At 68.9% G+C, this 15,361-nt stretch carries 16 protein-coding genes; 6 read left to right on the forward strand and 10 right to left on the reverse strand.

Translation table 11 applies throughout. From position 1 onward, the window contains the following. The first annotated feature begins 238 nt into the window (after nucleotides 1–238). The 5 genes from ACZZZB_RS04640 to ACZZZB_RS04660 all read left to right on the forward strand — a co-directional run bounded on the left by ACZZZB_RS04640 (nucleotide 239) and on the right by ACZZZB_RS04660 (nucleotide 5,603). Nucleotides 239–1,456, forward strand: a complete 1,218-nt coding sequence (locus tag ACZZZB_RS04640) for a branched-chain amino acid ABC transporter permease (protein ID WP_192018385.1) — start codon at nucleotides 239–241, stop codon at nucleotides 1,454–1,456. A 10-nt stretch (nucleotides 1,457–1,466) separates the two neighbouring features. Next, on the forward strand, nucleotides 1,467–2,447 hold the full coding sequence (locus ACZZZB_RS04645; protein ID WP_086474449.1) for a branched-chain amino acid ABC transporter permease: 981 nt from the start codon (nucleotides 1,467–1,469) through the stop codon (nucleotides 2,445–2,447). Further along, complete coding sequence (locus ACZZZB_RS04650; protein WP_463529091.1) at nucleotides 2,437–3,408, forward strand: ABC transporter ATP-binding protein; 972 nt, start codon at nucleotides 2,437–2,439, stop codon at nucleotides 3,406–3,408. The genes ACZZZB_RS04645 and ACZZZB_RS04650 overlap by 11 nt, the downstream gene beginning before the upstream one ends. After that, entirely contained in the window at nucleotides 3,405–4,181 is a 777-nt protein-coding gene (locus ACZZZB_RS04655; protein ID WP_064296669.1) for an ABC transporter ATP-binding protein, read from the forward strand. The genes ACZZZB_RS04650 and ACZZZB_RS04655 overlap by 4 nt, the downstream gene beginning before the upstream one ends. A 477-nt stretch (nucleotides 4,182–4,658) precedes the next feature. After that, nucleotides 4,659–5,603 carry a hypothetical protein gene (locus ACZZZB_RS04660; RefSeq protein WP_138946535.1) on the forward strand — a complete coding sequence of 315 codons (945 nt, stop codon included), beginning with the start codon at nucleotides 4,659–4,661 and terminating at the stop codon, nucleotides 5,601–5,603. Nucleotides 5,604–5,943: 340 nt separating this feature from the next. Here ACZZZB_RS04660 and ACZZZB_RS04665 read toward each other — a convergent pair whose 3' ends face one another. From ACZZZB_RS04665 to groES, 3 genes are all read right to left on the reverse strand, one after another. Further along, on the reverse strand, nucleotides 5,944–7,221 hold the full coding sequence (locus ACZZZB_RS04665; protein ID WP_079001731.1) for an ABC transporter substrate-binding protein: 1,278 nt from the start codon (nucleotides 7,219–7,221) through the stop codon (nucleotides 5,944–5,946). A gap of 187 nt (nucleotides 7,222–7,408) precedes the next feature. Further along, complete coding sequence (gene rarD / locus ACZZZB_RS04670) at nucleotides 7,409–8,341, reverse strand: EamA family transporter RarD (RefSeq protein ID WP_411558812.1); 933 nt, start codon at nucleotides 8,339–8,341, stop codon at nucleotides 7,409–7,411. 201 nt (nucleotides 8,342–8,542) lie between these two features. After that, nucleotides 8,543–8,839, reverse strand: coding sequence for a co-chaperone GroES (groES, locus tag ACZZZB_RS04675; RefSeq protein ID WP_056008047.1), 297 nt, complete (start codon nucleotides 8,837–8,839; stop codon nucleotides 8,543–8,545). 158 nt (nucleotides 8,840–8,997) lie between these two features. Between groES and ACZZZB_RS04680 the strand changes: the two genes are divergently transcribed. Beyond that, nucleotides 8,998–10,203, forward strand: a complete 1,206-nt coding sequence (locus tag ACZZZB_RS04680; protein ID WP_463529092.1) for a class I SAM-dependent methyltransferase — start codon at nucleotides 8,998–9,000, stop codon at nucleotides 10,201–10,203. 39 nt (nucleotides 10,204–10,242) lie between these two features. Here the strand turns inward: ACZZZB_RS04680 and ACZZZB_RS04685 are convergent, their stop codons facing one another. The 7 genes from ACZZZB_RS04685 to ACZZZB_RS04715 form a co-directional block, all read right to left on the reverse strand. After that, nucleotides 10,243–11,004 carry a DUF4190 domain-containing protein gene (locus ACZZZB_RS04685; protein ID WP_463529093.1) on the reverse strand — a complete coding sequence of 254 codons (762 nt, stop codon included), beginning with the start codon at nucleotides 11,002–11,004 and terminating at the stop codon, nucleotides 10,243–10,245. Between the two features lie 93 nt (nucleotides 11,005–11,097). Continuing rightward, nucleotides 11,098–12,156: a tRNA (adenosine(37)-N6)-threonylcarbamoyltransferase complex transferase subunit TsaD gene (gene tsaD / locus ACZZZB_RS04690; RefSeq protein WP_426737232.1), complete on the reverse strand. Its 1,059-nt coding sequence runs from the start codon at nucleotides 12,154–12,156 to the stop codon at nucleotides 11,098–11,100. Next, the gene (rimI, locus tag ACZZZB_RS04695) at nucleotides 12,153–12,689 is read right to left on the reverse strand and encodes a ribosomal protein S18-alanine N-acetyltransferase (protein WP_463529094.1); all 537 of its coding nucleotides are present in this window, start codon (nucleotides 12,687–12,689) and stop codon (nucleotides 12,153–12,155) included. Before rimI ends, tsaD begins: the two co-directional genes overlap by 4 nt. Next, nucleotides 12,686–13,315, reverse strand: a complete 630-nt coding sequence (gene tsaB, locus ACZZZB_RS04700) for a tRNA (adenosine(37)-N6)-threonylcarbamoyltransferase complex dimerization subunit type 1 TsaB (protein ID WP_192004676.1) — start codon at nucleotides 13,313–13,315, stop codon at nucleotides 12,686–12,688. Before tsaB ends, rimI begins: the two co-directional genes overlap by 4 nt. A gap of 10 nt (nucleotides 13,316–13,325) precedes the next feature. Further along, a complete protein-coding gene (tsaE, locus tag ACZZZB_RS04705) occupies nucleotides 13,326–13,826 on the reverse strand; it encodes a tRNA (adenosine(37)-N6)-threonylcarbamoyltransferase complex ATPase subunit type 1 TsaE (RefSeq protein WP_463529095.1) in 501 nt (166 codons plus the stop codon). Beyond that, complete coding sequence (gene alr / locus ACZZZB_RS04710; protein WP_463529096.1) at nucleotides 13,823–14,983, reverse strand: alanine racemase; 1,161 nt, start codon at nucleotides 14,981–14,983, stop codon at nucleotides 13,823–13,825. The genes tsaE and alr overlap by 4 nt, the downstream gene beginning before the upstream one ends. Continuing rightward, on the reverse strand, nucleotides 14,980–15,336 hold the full coding sequence (locus ACZZZB_RS04715) for a holo-ACP synthase (RefSeq protein WP_064296680.1): 357 nt from the start codon (nucleotides 15,334–15,336) through the stop codon (nucleotides 14,980–14,982). The genes alr and ACZZZB_RS04715 overlap by 4 nt, the downstream gene beginning before the upstream one ends. Nucleotides 15,337–15,361 lie beyond the last annotated feature (25 nt).

Raw genomic sequence — 15,361 nt, forward strand, 5'->3', positions numbered from 1 at the left:
CCCCTATTCCACGATCCCGACAAATCGATGCGGAGAAATACGCACGGGCGAAACATGTAGGCAATAATCAGGTTCTATCGTCGAACAGCGTTGTCCGACGCAGGAGAACGGTCCACGGAAGTGGCCCGGCACTGGAGGTGCAGTGAAGTTCGCTGGAACGACCCGAAACCCGAGACTGGCACGGAGATTCGTGCTCCTCATCGCCCTGTTGTTCGGGGCCATCACCCTCACGTCCGTCATGAGCGCCGTCCCGGCTCATGCTGACGAGGTGGGCGAGGAGTACGACTTCTACTTCGCTGGGAACGTCAAGTACGACGACAAACCACTCGAAGGCGTGAACATCACGGTCGACGGCAACGGCTACAAGGCCGATGTCGACACCGACGCCGACGGCAAGTGGAAGATCGGCGTCCCCGAGAAAGGTACGTACAAGGTAACGCTCGACGAGGAGACCCTCCCGAAGGGCGTCATCGTCGCCGAGGGCGGCTCGACCATCGAGGCGAAGTTCGGCCTCACCCAATCGAAGTCCGTGAACTTCTTCCTCGGCGAGGGCGTCCGCGTCACCGTCAGCTTCTGGGATCAACTCGCAGAACGACTCGTCAACGGCTTGAACTTCGGGCTCATGCTGGCCCTGGCGGCCATCGGAGCCTCCCTGGTGTTCGGCACCACCGGACTCAGCAACTTCGCCCACGCGGAGATGGTGACCTTCGGCGCGATCATGGCGCTCGTGTTCGGGGTGTTCCTGCAATGGCCGATCTGGTTGGCCATCATCATCGCCCTCGCTCTGAGTGCCGCGTTCGGCTTCGCGCTCGACGCCGGCATCTGGAGACCCTTGAGACGCAAGGGCGTCGGCATCGTGCAGGTGATGATCGTCTCGATCGGCCTGTCGCTGGCGCTCCGCTACGTCTTCCTCTACTTCATCGGCGGCGGGACGTTCCAGCTGCCCGGTTCGGGAGAGGAGAACATCAAGCTGTTCGGTACGGTCTCGCTCAGCGTCACCGACATGATCAGCATGGCGGTCAGCGTCGTGGTGCTCCTCGGCGTGGCCTGGTGGCTCATCAAGACGAAGACCGGCAAGGCGACGCGAGCCATCTCGGACAACCCGAGCCTGGCAGCGGCCAGCGGTATCGACGTCGACCGCGTGGTCCGCATCGTCTGGATCCTCGCAGCGACGCTCGCCGGCCTCTCCGGCATCCTGTGGGCGTACTTCCGACCGGGCATCAAGTGGGACATGGGAGCGCAGCTGCTCCTCCTCATCTTCGCGGCCATCACCCTCGGCGGGCTCGGAACCGCCTTCGGCGCCATGGTCGGCGCCCTCATCATCGGCATCCTCGTCGAGGTCTCGACGCTCTGGATCCCGTCTGACATCAAGTACGTCGGCGCCCTCGTGGTGCTCATCGCGGTGCTCCTCGTGAGACCGCAGGGCATCCTCGGACGTCGCGAGAGAATCGGTTAGGGGCACGCGCATGGACTGGGGAAGCATTCTCTCGAACACGCTCGCTTGGGTCATCAGCCCGGAGACGATCGCGTACGCGCTCGCAGCACTCGGCTTGGCCGTGCACTTCGGCTACGGCGGTCTGTTGAACTTCGGTATGGCTGGGTTCATGGCGCTCGGCGCCTACGGCTACGCCATCTCGATCCTGAGCTTCAACCTCCCGTGGTGGGCGGGCATCATCGTCGGCTGCCTGGCCTCGGTGGTCTTCGCCTTCATCCTCGGCATCCCAACCCTGCGACTGCGGGCGGACTATCTGGCCATCGTCACCATCGCGGCGGCCGAGATCGTCCGACTCCTCTTCACGACGCAGGTCTTCGACGAGTTCACCAACTCGGCCGACGGACTCGGCAACTACCACGAGGGCTTCCGCGCGGCGAACCCGATCCCGGAGGGCATCTACGGCTTCGGCCCGTGGGAGCTCAACGCGAACCAGTGGTGGGTCCGCATCTTCGGCATCCTGCTACTCGCCGTCGCCGCACTCCTCGTGTTCCTCCTCATGCGCAGCCCGTGGGGTCGTGTGCTGAAGGGCATCCGTGAAGATGAGGACGCCGTGCGCGCCCTCGGCAAGAACGTGTTCGCCTACAAGATGCAGGCGCTCGTCGTCGGTGGTGTCTTCGGCGCACTCGGCGGGGTGGTGCTGGCACTCCCCTCCGCGGTCGTGCCGAGCGTGTACGTCACGAGTCTCACCTTCTTCATCTGGACGATCCTCCTCCTCGGAGGAGCCGCCACGGTCTTCGGGCCACTGCTCGGCTCGGTGATCTTCTGGGTGATCATGGCGTTCCTCTCGAACGTCCTCCCGGCGCTCGTGAAGGCGGACGTCCTGCCGTTCATGAGCTCGACGCAGGCCTCGACGCTCCGCTACGTGCTGGTCGGTGTCGCGCTCATGCTGATCGTCATCTTCAGGCCGCAAGGCATCCTCGGAAACAAGAAGGAGCTGACCTTTGTCAAGTAACAGCTCACCCACCTCGCGACCGGTCAAGACCACCGGCCTCCACGTCGGCGAGATCGTCCCGGGCGTCAAGAAGGTCGACCCGATCCTCATCGCGGACCAGGTCACCCGGACCTTCGGCGGCCTGCAGGCGGTGAACGTGGAGCACCTGGAGGTGCCCCGCAACGCGATCACCGCCCTCATCGGCCCGAACGGTGCGGGTAAGACCACGCTGTTCAACCTGCTGACCGGCTTCGACAAGCCGAACACCGGGACGTGGAACTTCGACGGCAAGAGCCTCGGAGGCGTCCCGGCGTTCAAGGTCGCCCGCATGGGTCAGGTCCGGACCTTCCAGCTGACGAAGGCGCTCGGCTTGCTCACGGTGCTCGAGAACATGAAGCTCGGCGCGACCGGCCAAACCGGGGAGGGCATCTTCTCCAGCCTGGTGAAGCCGCTCTGGCGGAAGCAGGAGGAGGACCTCGAGGTCAAGGCGATGGACCTCCTGCGTCGCTTCAAGCTCGACACGAAGCGTGACGACTACGCCGCCAGCCTGTCCGGTGGGCAGCGGAAGCTCCTCGAGATGGCGCGGGCGCTCATGAGCGATCCGAAGCTCGTCATGCTCGACGAGCCGATGGCCGGCGTCAACCCGGCGCTCACGCAGTCACTACTCGACCACATCCTGGCGTTGAAGGACGAGGGCATGACCGTACTGTTCGTCGAGCACGACATGCAGATGGTCCGGCACATCGCCGACTGGGTGGTCGTCATGGCCGAGGGTCGCGTCGTCGCCGAGGGCCCGCCCGACACCGTCATGGAGGATCCCGCCGTCATCGACGCCTACCTCGGGAGCCATCAGGACGTCGACCTCGGGGTCGTGACCGGCAGGATCGCCGGAGAGGACAGCGCTGCGGCCGAGGAGCTGCTCGCCGAGATCGAGGACGAACGGCTCGCGGCTGGTACCGAGCCCGAGGAGGAGCGGAAATGAGCGACGTGAAGGGTGCGCCGGTCGGCGGCACCGCGGTCAAGACCGCCGAGATGGTCGTGGAGGTCACCGATCTGACCGCCGGGTACCTCCCCGGCGTGAACATCCTGAACAGTGCCAACCTGACCGCCCGGAAGGGCGAGCTCATCGGCATCATCGGACCGAACGGTGCGGGCAAGTCGACGCTGTTGAAGGCGATCTTCGGACAGGTCAAGGTGCGCAGCGGACAGGTGCTGCTGAACGGCGAGGACATCACGGGGCTCCGGGCGAACAAGCTCGTGGCCCGCGGCGTCGGGTTCGTCCCGCAGACGAACAACGTGTTCCCGAGCCTCACCATCGAGGACAACCTCAAGATGGGGCTGTTCCAGAAGCCGAAGCAGTACAACGAGCGCCTCGAGTTCGTCACCGGGATCTTCAGCGAACTCGGCAAGCGGCTCAAGCAGCGCGCTGGTTCGCTGTCGGGTGGTGAGCGCCAGATGGTCGCGATGTCGCGGGCCCTCATGATGGATCCGCATGTGCTGCTCCTCGACGAGCCGTCCGCGGGGCTGTCACCGGTCCGACAGGACGATGCGTTCATCCGCGTCTCGGACATCAACAAGGCCGGCGTCACCACGATCATGGTCGAGCAGAACGCACGCCGCTGTCTGCAGATCTGCGACCGTGGCTACGTGCTCGACCAGGGTCGTGACGCCTACACCGGGACGGGCCGCGAGCTCCTCTCGGATGACAAGGTGATCGGCCTCTACCTGGGCACGCTCGGCCAGGACGAGGACTGATCAGGGCGATCCCCACTCGCGGGTCGGCGGGTACTTCGGTACCCTCGAACATGCTCGTCCCGGCCGCGTGCCGAGCGACGGGCCAGAAGCCACCGGATCCCGACCGGTGAACGAACCACAACTCCTCCCTCCCCCGAGGGGCACCGTCGTACCAAGACGGCCTCCTGAGACGGGGACGGAGGAGTTGTGCATTCCCCCTCCCCCTTTCGCCAGCGCGGTGCGCTGACGCGAGCGCGGTCCTGGCGCGTGAGCGCGGGTCTCCGGAGGCGCGCGCTCACGCGCTGGACCTGCGCTCACGCCGAATCCCCGCCCCCGCGGCACAGCGACCCGCGCTGAGACCTACGACCCGCGCTGGCGTCAGCGCACCGCGCTGGGCGCCGCTCCACCCTCGCTCCACCGGAGGCCGGATGGGAGTAGTTCTCCACATCGCTTCCACGACACGAGGTGACGGCGGAGGCGAACGGGCACGGTGAGGCGATGGAATCCTTCGATCTCAACCTGCTCCTCCGCCCGAACGGACTCCTCCTCGTCCGCGACGCACGTCGGGTCGGTGCCGAGCGCCTGGTGAGCGCCGCCCACCGCGACGGCGACCTGGTGCGTCTGCGGAAGGGCATCTACGTCCCTGAACCGATATGGAGTTCCCTGTCCCCCGATGACCGCTACCGGGTCCGGATCGATGCGGCGGCCGTCGCGCTCCGCAAGGACGCTCTGTTCAGCCACTACTCGGCGGCGCGGTTGTGGGGGCTTCCGATCGTGGGTCCATGGCCTCCCGAGGTGCACACGCTGACGAGCGGTGACCGCGGAGGGCGTTCGGCCCCCGGCATCATCCGTCACACGACGCAGGGCTCCGTCGCCCGACGGATGCGGCACGGGCTCGCGGTCACGGACCCGGCTCGGACCGTCGTCGATCTCGCTCGGATCGCCCGCCTCGAGGACGCCGTCGCCGTCGCCGACGCTGCCCTCCGGCTCAAGCTCACCGACGAGACGGCGCTCCGCTCGCTCGCACGAGACCTGCCGGGCCGTCGGGGAGGACGGCAGGTGCGCTTTGCGATCGAGTTCGCGGACCCCCTCGCCGCGAACGGTGGTGAATCGAAGATGCGGGTCGTGATCGCGCAGCTCGGTTTCGCCCTGCCGGTGCTGCAGCAGGCCTTCTCCGACGCGGACGGACCGGTCGGTGTGGTCGATGCGGTCTGGCCGGACGAGCGCATCATCCTCGAACTCGACGGTCGGCAGAAGTATGTGCGGGAGGAGTTCACGCAGGGACGGGACGTGGCCGACATCGTCCTGGCGGAGAAGCATCGTGAGGACCGGCTGCGCGCGCTCGGCTACACCGTCGTCCGCGCCACCTGGGAGGACCTCGTCCATCCGAGCCGGCTCGCCGCGAAACTCGAGCGCGCGGGACTGCAACGCGCGTTCCGTTGACCCGGGCGCCCAACCGGTCGCTGTCAGCGCGGTGCGCCGGCGCGACCGCACCGCACCCTCCGTCAGCGCGGTGCGCTGGCAGGCGCCCCTCCCGTCGCCAGCGCGGTGCGTCGGCGTGAGCGCGCCCCGCTGTGCCGCATGGGCTCGGAATCGGCGTGAGCGCGCCGCAGGCGCGTGGGCGCGGGTCTCCGGAGACCCGCGCTCACGCGCTGGACCCGCGCTCGCGTCAGCGCACCGCGCTGGCGCCACCACACACGGCACACCATACGCGGGGTGCATCGGGGGCCGGGCACGACGAAGGCCCCGGATCACTCCGGGGCCTCGTCAGTCGCGTGGGCGACTAGTTGGTGCGGGTGTACTTGTTGTCGTCACCGTACTGGTAGATACCGATCGTCGCCTCGGTCGGGTCACCGTTCTCGTCGAACGTGATCGGACCGGAGTTGCCGTCGTAGTCGATCTTCTTGCCGTCGGCGATGGCCTTCGCACCCTCTTCGAAGGTGGTCACCTTCTCGCCCTTGTCCTTGCCACCGGACACGGACTGGAGCTCGGCCGCCATGTCGGCACCCTCGGTCGAACCGGCCTGCAGCGCCGCGAGGGCGAGCAGGATGACGGCGTCGTAGGATTCAGCCGCGTAGCTGTAGTCCTTCAGCGGCTCGCCGCCCTCGTCCTTCACGAACGCCTGGAGGCGGTCGGTGAAGTCACCGAGCTTCGCGGTGTCGAGACCGGGCAGCGTGCCCTTGGCGCCCGTCAGGGTGCCCGGAGCGAAGTCCGCGCTGTAGTCGGCGAGGTTGCCGTCGACGAAGTAGAGCTTGTCCGAGGGGAAGCCGGCGAGACCGGGGACGATCGTCTTGGTCTCCTCGAACGCGATGATCGCGATCGCGTCGGGGTTCTCCGCCTTGACCGCGCTGATCTGCGCGTCGAACGAGGTGTCACCGGTGTTGTACGACTGCTCGGCGACCACTTCACCGCCGGCGCTCTCGAACGCCTCCTTGGTGAACTTCGCGAGGCCGGTGCCGTAGGAGTCGTTCAGGTAGATGATGCCGAGGGTGGCGTTGCCGTCCTCCGCGATCAGGTTCCCGAGGACCTCGCCCTGCAGCACGTCGGACGGCGCCGTCCGCCAGTAGAGACCGTTGTCGTCCCACGTCGTGAAGTCCGCGGAGGTGTTCGCCGGGGAGAACTGGATGACGCCTGCGCCGGTGACTTCGTCGATGAAGAGCTTCGACACACCCGAGGACGCTGCACCGATGATGGCCGTGACACCCTCGGAGAGCAGACGGGGGACCTCGGTCGCGTACGCCTTGTTGTCGGAGTCACCCGAGTCGCCGAGCGTCAGGTCGATCTTGATGCCGAGGTCGGCGTCGTTGACCTCCTTGACCGCGAGACCGACACCGGCCTCCTCGGGCGGGCCGAGGAACGCGAGGTTACCGGTCTGCGGCAACGCCGTGCCGAGCTTCAGGGTCAGGTCGCCAGCAGGCTTGCTGCTGCTGCCGCTGTCGCCGCTACCACTTGAGGCGCAACCGCTCAGAACCAGCGCGCTGGCTCCGATCAGTGCGATACCACCGAGAACGATGGAACGTGGGCGGGAGCGAGCGGCCGTGGCCTTCGAAAAGACGCTCATGGTACTCCTTGCTTGTCAGAAGAGTGGCAGCTCCAGGGGCTGCCGTTGAGTCAAGTTATCCGCTGCACGTGCGCTGGACAATGTCGTTGACGTTACAAGCGTGTAACACGACCAAATCGTTACCTCAGGAGGGCCAGTTTCGCGCTTTTCCTGCAGTGGTCGCGCGATCAGCGCTGGAATCCGCTGTTCAGACCCTCATCGAGCGGCGCCGTTCGGCCCCGGCGGCCCGACGACCCCGGGTGGAGGCGACGAGCATGTCGACGGTGAGGATCGCGAGCGCCAGCCACACGAGACCGAAGCCCAACCAGCGCTCCGGCGGCATCGCCTCGTGCAGGACCGCGACACCGACGACGAACTGGATGATCGGTGCGAAGTACTGGATGAAACCCATCCAGGTGAGCGGGAGGCGGCGGGCCGCCGCCGCGAACAGCAGGAGCGGGACGGCGGTGATGACGCCGGCGCCGACGAGCAGCAGGGCGTGCCCGACGCCCGCGGTGCCGATGGTCAGCCCACCGGTCACGCCGACGGCGATGAGCTGGGCGATCGCGACCGGCATCAGCCACACGGTCTCGAGCGTCAACCCGGACACTGCGTCGACCGAGCCGCCCACCAGTTTCTTGATGTAGCCGTAGAGGCCGAACGAGAAGGCCAGGATGAGGGCGATCCAGGGGACGCTGCCGTGTCCGATCGCGAGGACCAGGACCGCGATCACGCTCACGACCACCGCAGCCCATTGGGCTGGACGCAGCCGCTCGCGAAGGAAGAAGACGCCGAGGAAGACGGTCACGATCGGGTTGATGAAGTACCCGAGCGACGCCTCGACCACTTGGCCGTTGAGCGCACCGTAGACGTACGTCTGCCAGTTGACGTAGATGAGCGCCCCGGCGAGACCCATCGTGAGCACGATGCGGCGCTGGCGGAGGATGCCGAACAGCCGACGCCAGGAACGGGTCGCCAGGATGAGGACGGCACAGAAGACGAGGGAGAACAGGATCCGCCACGCCACCACCTCGAAGGCGCCGGCCGGTGCGAGGGCGATGAAGTAGAGCGGGAGCGCTCCCCAGAGGCAGTAGGCGGCGACCGCCGAGAGCAGTCCGGACCGGCTCCCCTGCTGGGGCACGGCGACGCTCGCACGTCGGTCCCCTCCCCCGTCGACGGTGACGGGGTGGATGTCGACGTCGGCTGGATCGCTGGGGTTCTGCACTGGTCCAGGCTAGACCCGCGATTCCCCGCGACACCCTCCGGAAACGGACACAGCCCGAACGGCGAATGCCATTCGGGCTGTTGAGCGGCTTGAGCCGCCGGATCCGTGCGCTGGTGACTAGCGGACGACGACTGCGAGGACGTCGCGCGCGGACAGGACGAGGTAGTCCTCACCGGCGTACTTGACCTCGGTGCCACCGTACTTGGAGTAGATCACCTTGTCGCCGACGGCGACGTCGAGCGGCACGCGGTTGCCGTTGTCGTCGATGCGACCGGGTCCGACCGCCACGACCTCGCCCTCCTGGGGCTTCTCCTTGGCGGTGTCGGGGATGACCAGACCTGAAGCGGTGGTCTGCTCTGCCTCGACCTGCTTGATGACGATGCGATCCTCGAGCGGCTTGATGGAGACCGACACGGTTGACCTCTTTCTTGAAACGAAGACGTGGTTAGCACTCACACTGCGAGAGTGCTGATTCCAGTGTAGGCATGTTCTGGCACTCATGCAATGCGAGTGCCAATCAGCGACTGCTACCGTTGCCGGATGCATCCAGCTCCGCCCGAGGCCCGCTGACCATGGACCGTTCGGAACTCGTCGAACTCCTCACGGCCGACGGCCTCAGGCTCCTCGACTCCCTCCCCCCTTACCCGACGAAGGACGAGGCCGTCCGCCTGGTCGGGCGCCTGCGCAAGGAGGGCCACTCCCCCGAGCTGGTCGCGGCGGTCCTCACGCAGTCGCGATTGAGGCAGAAGGCTGTCGGCAAGTTCGGACCGTTCGCCGGCCGTATGCTGTTCACCGAGGCCGGGCTCGAACAGGCCACACGCCTTCCCGTCGCCGCGCTGCACGCCGGGCGGTTCGCCCGGGCCGGCCTCACGCGCATCGCCGACCTCGGCAGCGGCATCGGCGCCGACTCGATGGCCATGGCCTCGCTCGACCTGGAGGTCACGGCGGTCGACATCGACGAGGTCACCGCGGCCATCGCCAGCTACAACCTCGCTCCGTTCCCCACGGCGACCGTACGGAACGCCGCCGCCGAAGACGTCTCCCTCGACGACTTCGACGCGGTCTGGTTCGATCCCGCGCGGCGCACCGCAGGACACGCCGACACCGCGCGGCTGTCGAGTGCCGCCGACTACACCCCGTCCCTCGACCTGGTCTTCGGTGCGGCGACCCGCCTTCCCACAGGCGTCAAGCTCGGGCCCGGATTCGACCGCTCCCTCATCCCCGACGACGCCGAGGCGCAGTGGGTGTCGGTCGACGGACAGCTCGTCGAGATGGCGCTCTGGTTCGGCCCGCTGGCCCGTCCGGATGTCCGACGGTCCGCGCTCCTCCTCGCGGACGGCGTCCACCACGAGTTGCACGCCGAGGCCGACGCCGACGACGCCCCGGTGCGGGAGCTCGGCGACTACGTGCACGAACCCGACGGATCCGTGATCCGGGCCCGACTCATCGGCGACCTCGCCATCCGGTTGGAGGCCGGCATGCTCGGCCAGGGCATCGCCTACCTGACCTCCGACACCGCGACGAGCTCGCCGTTCGCCACGACCTTCCGGGTGCTCGAACGGCTGCCGATGGACGAGAAGGTCCTCAAGCGCACGATGCGTGATCGCGGGATCGGCGTCCTCGAGATCAAGAAACGCGGCGTCGACGTCGACCCCGCGGCGTTCCGGAAGCGCCTCGCGCTCAAGGGCGACGGCTCGGCGACAATCATCCTCACGAGGATCGCCGGCAAACACAGTGCGCTGCTCGTCGAACGGGTGACGCCGGCCACCGACGCCTGACCCGACGGCCTCCGCCGGGCCGCAGCGCCCCGAAGAGGATCAGGTCGAGACGTACCCGATGATCACGACGACGCTGTAGACGAGCCAGCCGACCGAGCAGGCGAGGCCGACGAACCCGGTCACGAGGCCGGTGAGGGCGCGACCTCGGCCCTGCGGCTCGCGACGCCTGGCTCCGAACCCGAGCACGATCGCGGCGATCGACAGGGGAAAGCCCCAACCGACGAAGACCGACACGACGAGCCCGACGACACCGGCGATGAGCGACCAGGTGCTCCGCGAGGTCCCGGTCGACGCGGCAGGGGTCTGCGTCTGCGACTGCTGGTACGCGGCGTAGCCACCCTGGCTCGGCGCCTGGTAGACCGCCGTCGGCACCGTCTGGAGATAGGTCGCGTGATCGCCCTGCCAACCCGCCGGAGGGGCCGAGGGGGATGAGCCCTGCTGGGCAGGGCGCGTCGGTGGCGTGACGGGCGCGCCGGCGCCGCGCTGCCAATCCGTGGGCGGCGGGGAGGCCTGACCCTGAGGCTGGTACGGCTGTTGGGCCTGGGGCTGAGGCGGGTACGGCTGCTGCCGGCCCTGGGGCTGAGGCTGATACGGCTGCTGCTGGCCCTGCGGCGCGACGCCGGCCTGCTGGGAGGGCTGTGGCGGCTGGTAGGGCGACCAGGGCTGCTGGGGCTGGGGCTGCTGCCCCCACGGCTGCTGCGGCTGCCCGTTCGGCTGCTCGGCCTGCGGCGGGCGTGACTGCCCGTCCGCCGCACCGTCCTGGTGCTGAGGTCGTCCGTCGGGGTGCTCGTGCTGATCCATCGCCGCTCCTTCGATCCGTGACCGGGTACCGGCCCATCCTATGCGCCGACGTCCGCGCACCCGGTCGAGTGCCGGACACGGCTGGTCGAGCGGTCAGTGCACCTGGATCTCGGTGACCGGCAGGGTCGAGTCGGCGCCGAAGTCGAGCGACGACGGCTCGTGTCCGGCGGAGATGAGCTGCGCGGCGAGCGCGGCGATCATCGCGCCGTTGTCGGTGCACAGCTGCAACGGCGGGATGCGGAGTTCGATCCCGGCCGAGGCGGTGCGTTCGGCTGCCACCTCGCGGAGCCGTGCGTTCGCGATGACACCGCCCCCCAGCAGCAGGCGGGGCACACCGAGCTCGGTGCACGCCTTGACCGCCTTCGAGACGAGCACGTCGACGACGGCCTCGCGGAAGCTGGCGGCGACGTCCGCGACGGGGACCGGCTCCCCCGCGTCCTGCTTCGCCTCGACCCAGCGCGCCACGGCCGTCTTCAGGCCGGAGAAGGAGAAGTCGTAGCGATGCCGCTCCATGTCCTTCGGCAGGCTGAGTCCGCGGGGGAAGCGGATCGCCTTCGGGTCGCCGCCGACGGCCGCCCGGTCGATCTGCGGCCCGCCCGGGTACGGCAGACCCAGGATACGCGCGACCTTGTCGAAGGCCTCGCCCGCCGCGTCGTCGATGGTCTCGCCGAGCAGTTCGACATCCGACACGAGGTCCCGCACGAGGAGCAGCGAGGTGTGCCCGCCGGATACGAGCAGGGCGATCGTCGGGTACTCGATCGTCCCGTCGTCGGAGTCGAGGACGTCCGCGCCGACGTGACCGACGAGGTGGTTCACGGCGTACAGCGGTTTGCCGAGGGACACGGCGAGCGCCTTCGCTGCGCCGACGCCGACCATGAGTGCGCCGGACAGGCCGGGGCCACTCGTCACCGCGACCGCGTCGAGGTCGGCCAACGCGATGCCGGCCTCGGCGAGCGCCGCCGTGAGCGTGGGCTCGAGGGCCTCGAGGTGGGCGCGTGCGGCGACCTCCGGGACGACGCCGCCGTACCGCGCGTGCTCGTCCATGCTCGAGGCGATGGTGTTCGCCAGCAGGTGGTGTCCGCGGACGATGCCGATCCCGGTCTCGTCGCAGCTCGTCTCGATGCCGAGGACGAGCGGTTCTGCACGGTTCACGCGATGCTCCCGGGGTGCTGGTCGGTCGGGTCGAGCGGGGACTGCCCGTGGGCGGGCATGGGTGGCCTCGGCTGGACCGTGAGTCGCATGACGATGGCGTCGACGTCGTCCGGCTGGTAGTAGCCGGGGCGGACGCCGAGTTCCTCGAAGCCGAGACTCCGGTACAGTGCGATCGCCACAGGGTTGTCGGCCCTGACCTCGAGGAACACCTGGGTGACGTCCTGCTGCCGGGCCTGCTCGATGAGCGCCTGCATGAGGAGTCGTCCGAGCCCTCGTCCTCTGGCGTGCCCGGCGACGGCGATGGTCTGGATGTCGGCGTCGTCGGACCGGGACGGTGCGAAGAGACCGCCGTAGCCGGCGAGTGTCGCGTCGTCGGCGTCGACCTCCGTCGCGACGAGGTAGTAGCTGTGCGGCGACGACAGTTCGGCGCGCATCATGTCCGCCGACCACGCGTCGTTCACGAAAACGGTGTGCTCGAGCTCCATGATCGCGTCGAGGTCGGCGACACCGGCGCGGCGCAGCGACCAGCTCACGCCGTCACCCGCTTGGCGCCCGCTGACATCGTGACGTCGGGCGAGCGGAGGTACAACGGCTCCTCCCCCGCGAATCCACCATCGGTGGCGAGGAGTGCGGCGGCGACCTGTCCCAGTGCCCCGGCGGGGACGACCAGCGCGTCGAGGCGCGCGGATTCGGAGGTCGGCAGCTCGTCGGGTTTCGCCAGGGCCGGCCCTTGCACGCGGACCGGGAGGCCGGCTGCGTCGAGTCCGGCGTAGCTGGTCCAGTAGCGTTCGCGACGGCGGGCATCCGTGACCACGAGGAGCGTGGCGTCGGCTGCGGCGGAACCGGAACGGTAGGCGTCGAGCGCGATCGCGTCGTGGCTCACCACGGGGTGCACCGGGAGGCCTGCGCCGATCCCGAAGCTGCGGGCCGCGGCGATCCCGATCCGGAGTCCGGTGAACGGCCCTGGTCCCATACCCGCGACCAGCCCGGTGAGCGTGGCGACCTCGATCCCGGCGTCGTCGAGGCATCCGGCGATGAGCGTCCCGATGACCTCGGCGTGCCGCATCGGGTCGTCGGAGGACCGTTCGGCCAGCACCTCGCCACCCAGGGTGACGACGGCGACGCTCGAACCCGCGGATGTATCGATCGCCAACAGCACGTCGTCCAGCCTACCCGGCGTCGATGGCGGGGTGCCGCGAGAGCGTGAGGGTCCGGCGCTCGATCGGCTCCTCACCGGCGTCGTCCGTCGCGGGCTCGTCGCCGGCTCCGGTCGGACGCTCGATGACGAGCTCGAACCACGTGGGGACCACGCCGTCGAGTAACCCGGCTCCCCACTCCACGACGACGACGGACCGGGCGAAGTCGATGTCGATGTCGTCGAGTTCGAGAGCCGAGCCGAGCCGGTAGGCGTCCACGTGGACGAGCGGCGGACCGCCGACGAGGCTCGGGTGCGTCCTGGCGAGCACGAAGGTGGGGCTGGTGACGGGGCCGCGGACGCCGAGTCCCTCGCCGATCCCTCGCGTGAGGGTCGTCTTGCCCGCTCCGAGCGGCCCGGTCAGGACCAGGAGCTGCCCTGCACGCAGTTCGGCGCCGAGCCGGACGCCGTACGCGTGCATCTCTTCGGGCGTCGCCACCTCGACGGTGCCCGGGGTGAGGACGTGATCGGTCATGACCGCTCCCCGGTCGTCCGGACCACGCGCGGCCCGATGCGGGTGACGAGTTCGTAGTTGATGGTGCCGGCGGCCTCCGCCCACTCCTCGACGCGCGGCGCGCCGGACGCCGGATCGCCGAAGAGCACGGCGTCGTCACCCACCGCGACCGCGTCGTCGCCGACGTCGACGACGAACTGGTCCATCGCGATCCGCCCGGACACCTGGTAGCGGCGTCCGTTGATCACGACCGGACCGGCGTTCGAGGCGCTCCGCGGCACACCGTCGGCGTATCCGAGCGGGATGAGGGCGAGCGTCGTCGCCGTGCTGGTCCGGTAGCTGTAGTCGTAGGACACCCCGGCGCCCGGTTCGACCCGACGCACGGCGGCGACCGTCGCCCGGAGGGTCATGACGGGCCGGAGGCCGAAGGCGTCGGCCGAGCGGCCGGCGTCGTCGGTGGGTTCGAAGGGCGAGAGACCGTACACGGCGAGTCCGAGGCGGACGGCGTCGTAGCGGAGGGACGGCTCGCCGAGCGCTGCCGCCGACGCGGCGAGGTGCAGACTCCGCGGAGCGAGACCGGCCTCCGTGGCGAGGGCCACACCGCGCTCGAAGCGGACGGCGGCGGCCCGGTCGTCGTCGGTGGAGGTGTTGGAGACGTGCGAGAATAGCCCGTCGACCCGGACGAGCCCGGCGGCCTCGGCTGCTGCTGCGGCTTGGAAGAGCTCCGGCCAGTCGGCTTCGGCCGCGCCGTTCCGGCTGAGCCCGGTCTCGAGTTTGAACTGGACGACCGGCACGACGGACGGCCGATCCCGAGCGGCCTCGATCACGCGGTCGAGCTGCGCGACTGACGACAGACCGAGGTCGATCCCGGCGTCGAGTGCGGCGCCGAAGGCGGCCTGCGGGCCGTGCAGCCAGGCGAGGATCGGTGCCGTGATCCCGGCGGCACGCAGCGCGACGCCCTCCGTGATGTCGGCGACGCCCAAGCGATCGGCCCCGGCCTCGACCGCCGCGCGGGCGATCGCCTCGGCACCGTGCCCGTAGGCGTCGGCCTTGACGACGACGATGAGTTCACCGACGCCGGTCAGCTCGCGCAGACGACGGACGTTGTGGCGCAGGGCGTCCAGGTCGATGATCGCCTCGCGGGTCGGTCGCTCGTCGTGCTCGGACACGGGCGTCATCCCTCCCGCTCCGCGACGACGAACGCGACGGCGACCCCGGCGTCGTGGGTCATGGTCAGGTGCATGCTCGTGATACCCCGCTCGGCCACGACACCAGCCGTGACGCCGGACAGCGCGAAGTCGGGCTTCCCCTCCGGGCCGTTCACGATCGCCATCTCCTGCCACCGGATACCGTCCGAGGAACCCAGTGCTTTGATGAGCGCCTCCTTGGCGGCGAACCGTCCGGCGAGGGACCGCAGCGGGAGGTCGCGTTCCGACGGGACGAAGAGCCTGGCCAGCAGGTTCGGGGTGCGCGTGATCGCCCGTTCGAACCGTGCGAGGTCGACCAGGTCCACCCCGATGCCGATGATCATCCCTCTACTCTACGGCCGTCCTGCG

It is taken from the genome of Plantibacter sp. AC185, assembly GCF_979258065.1.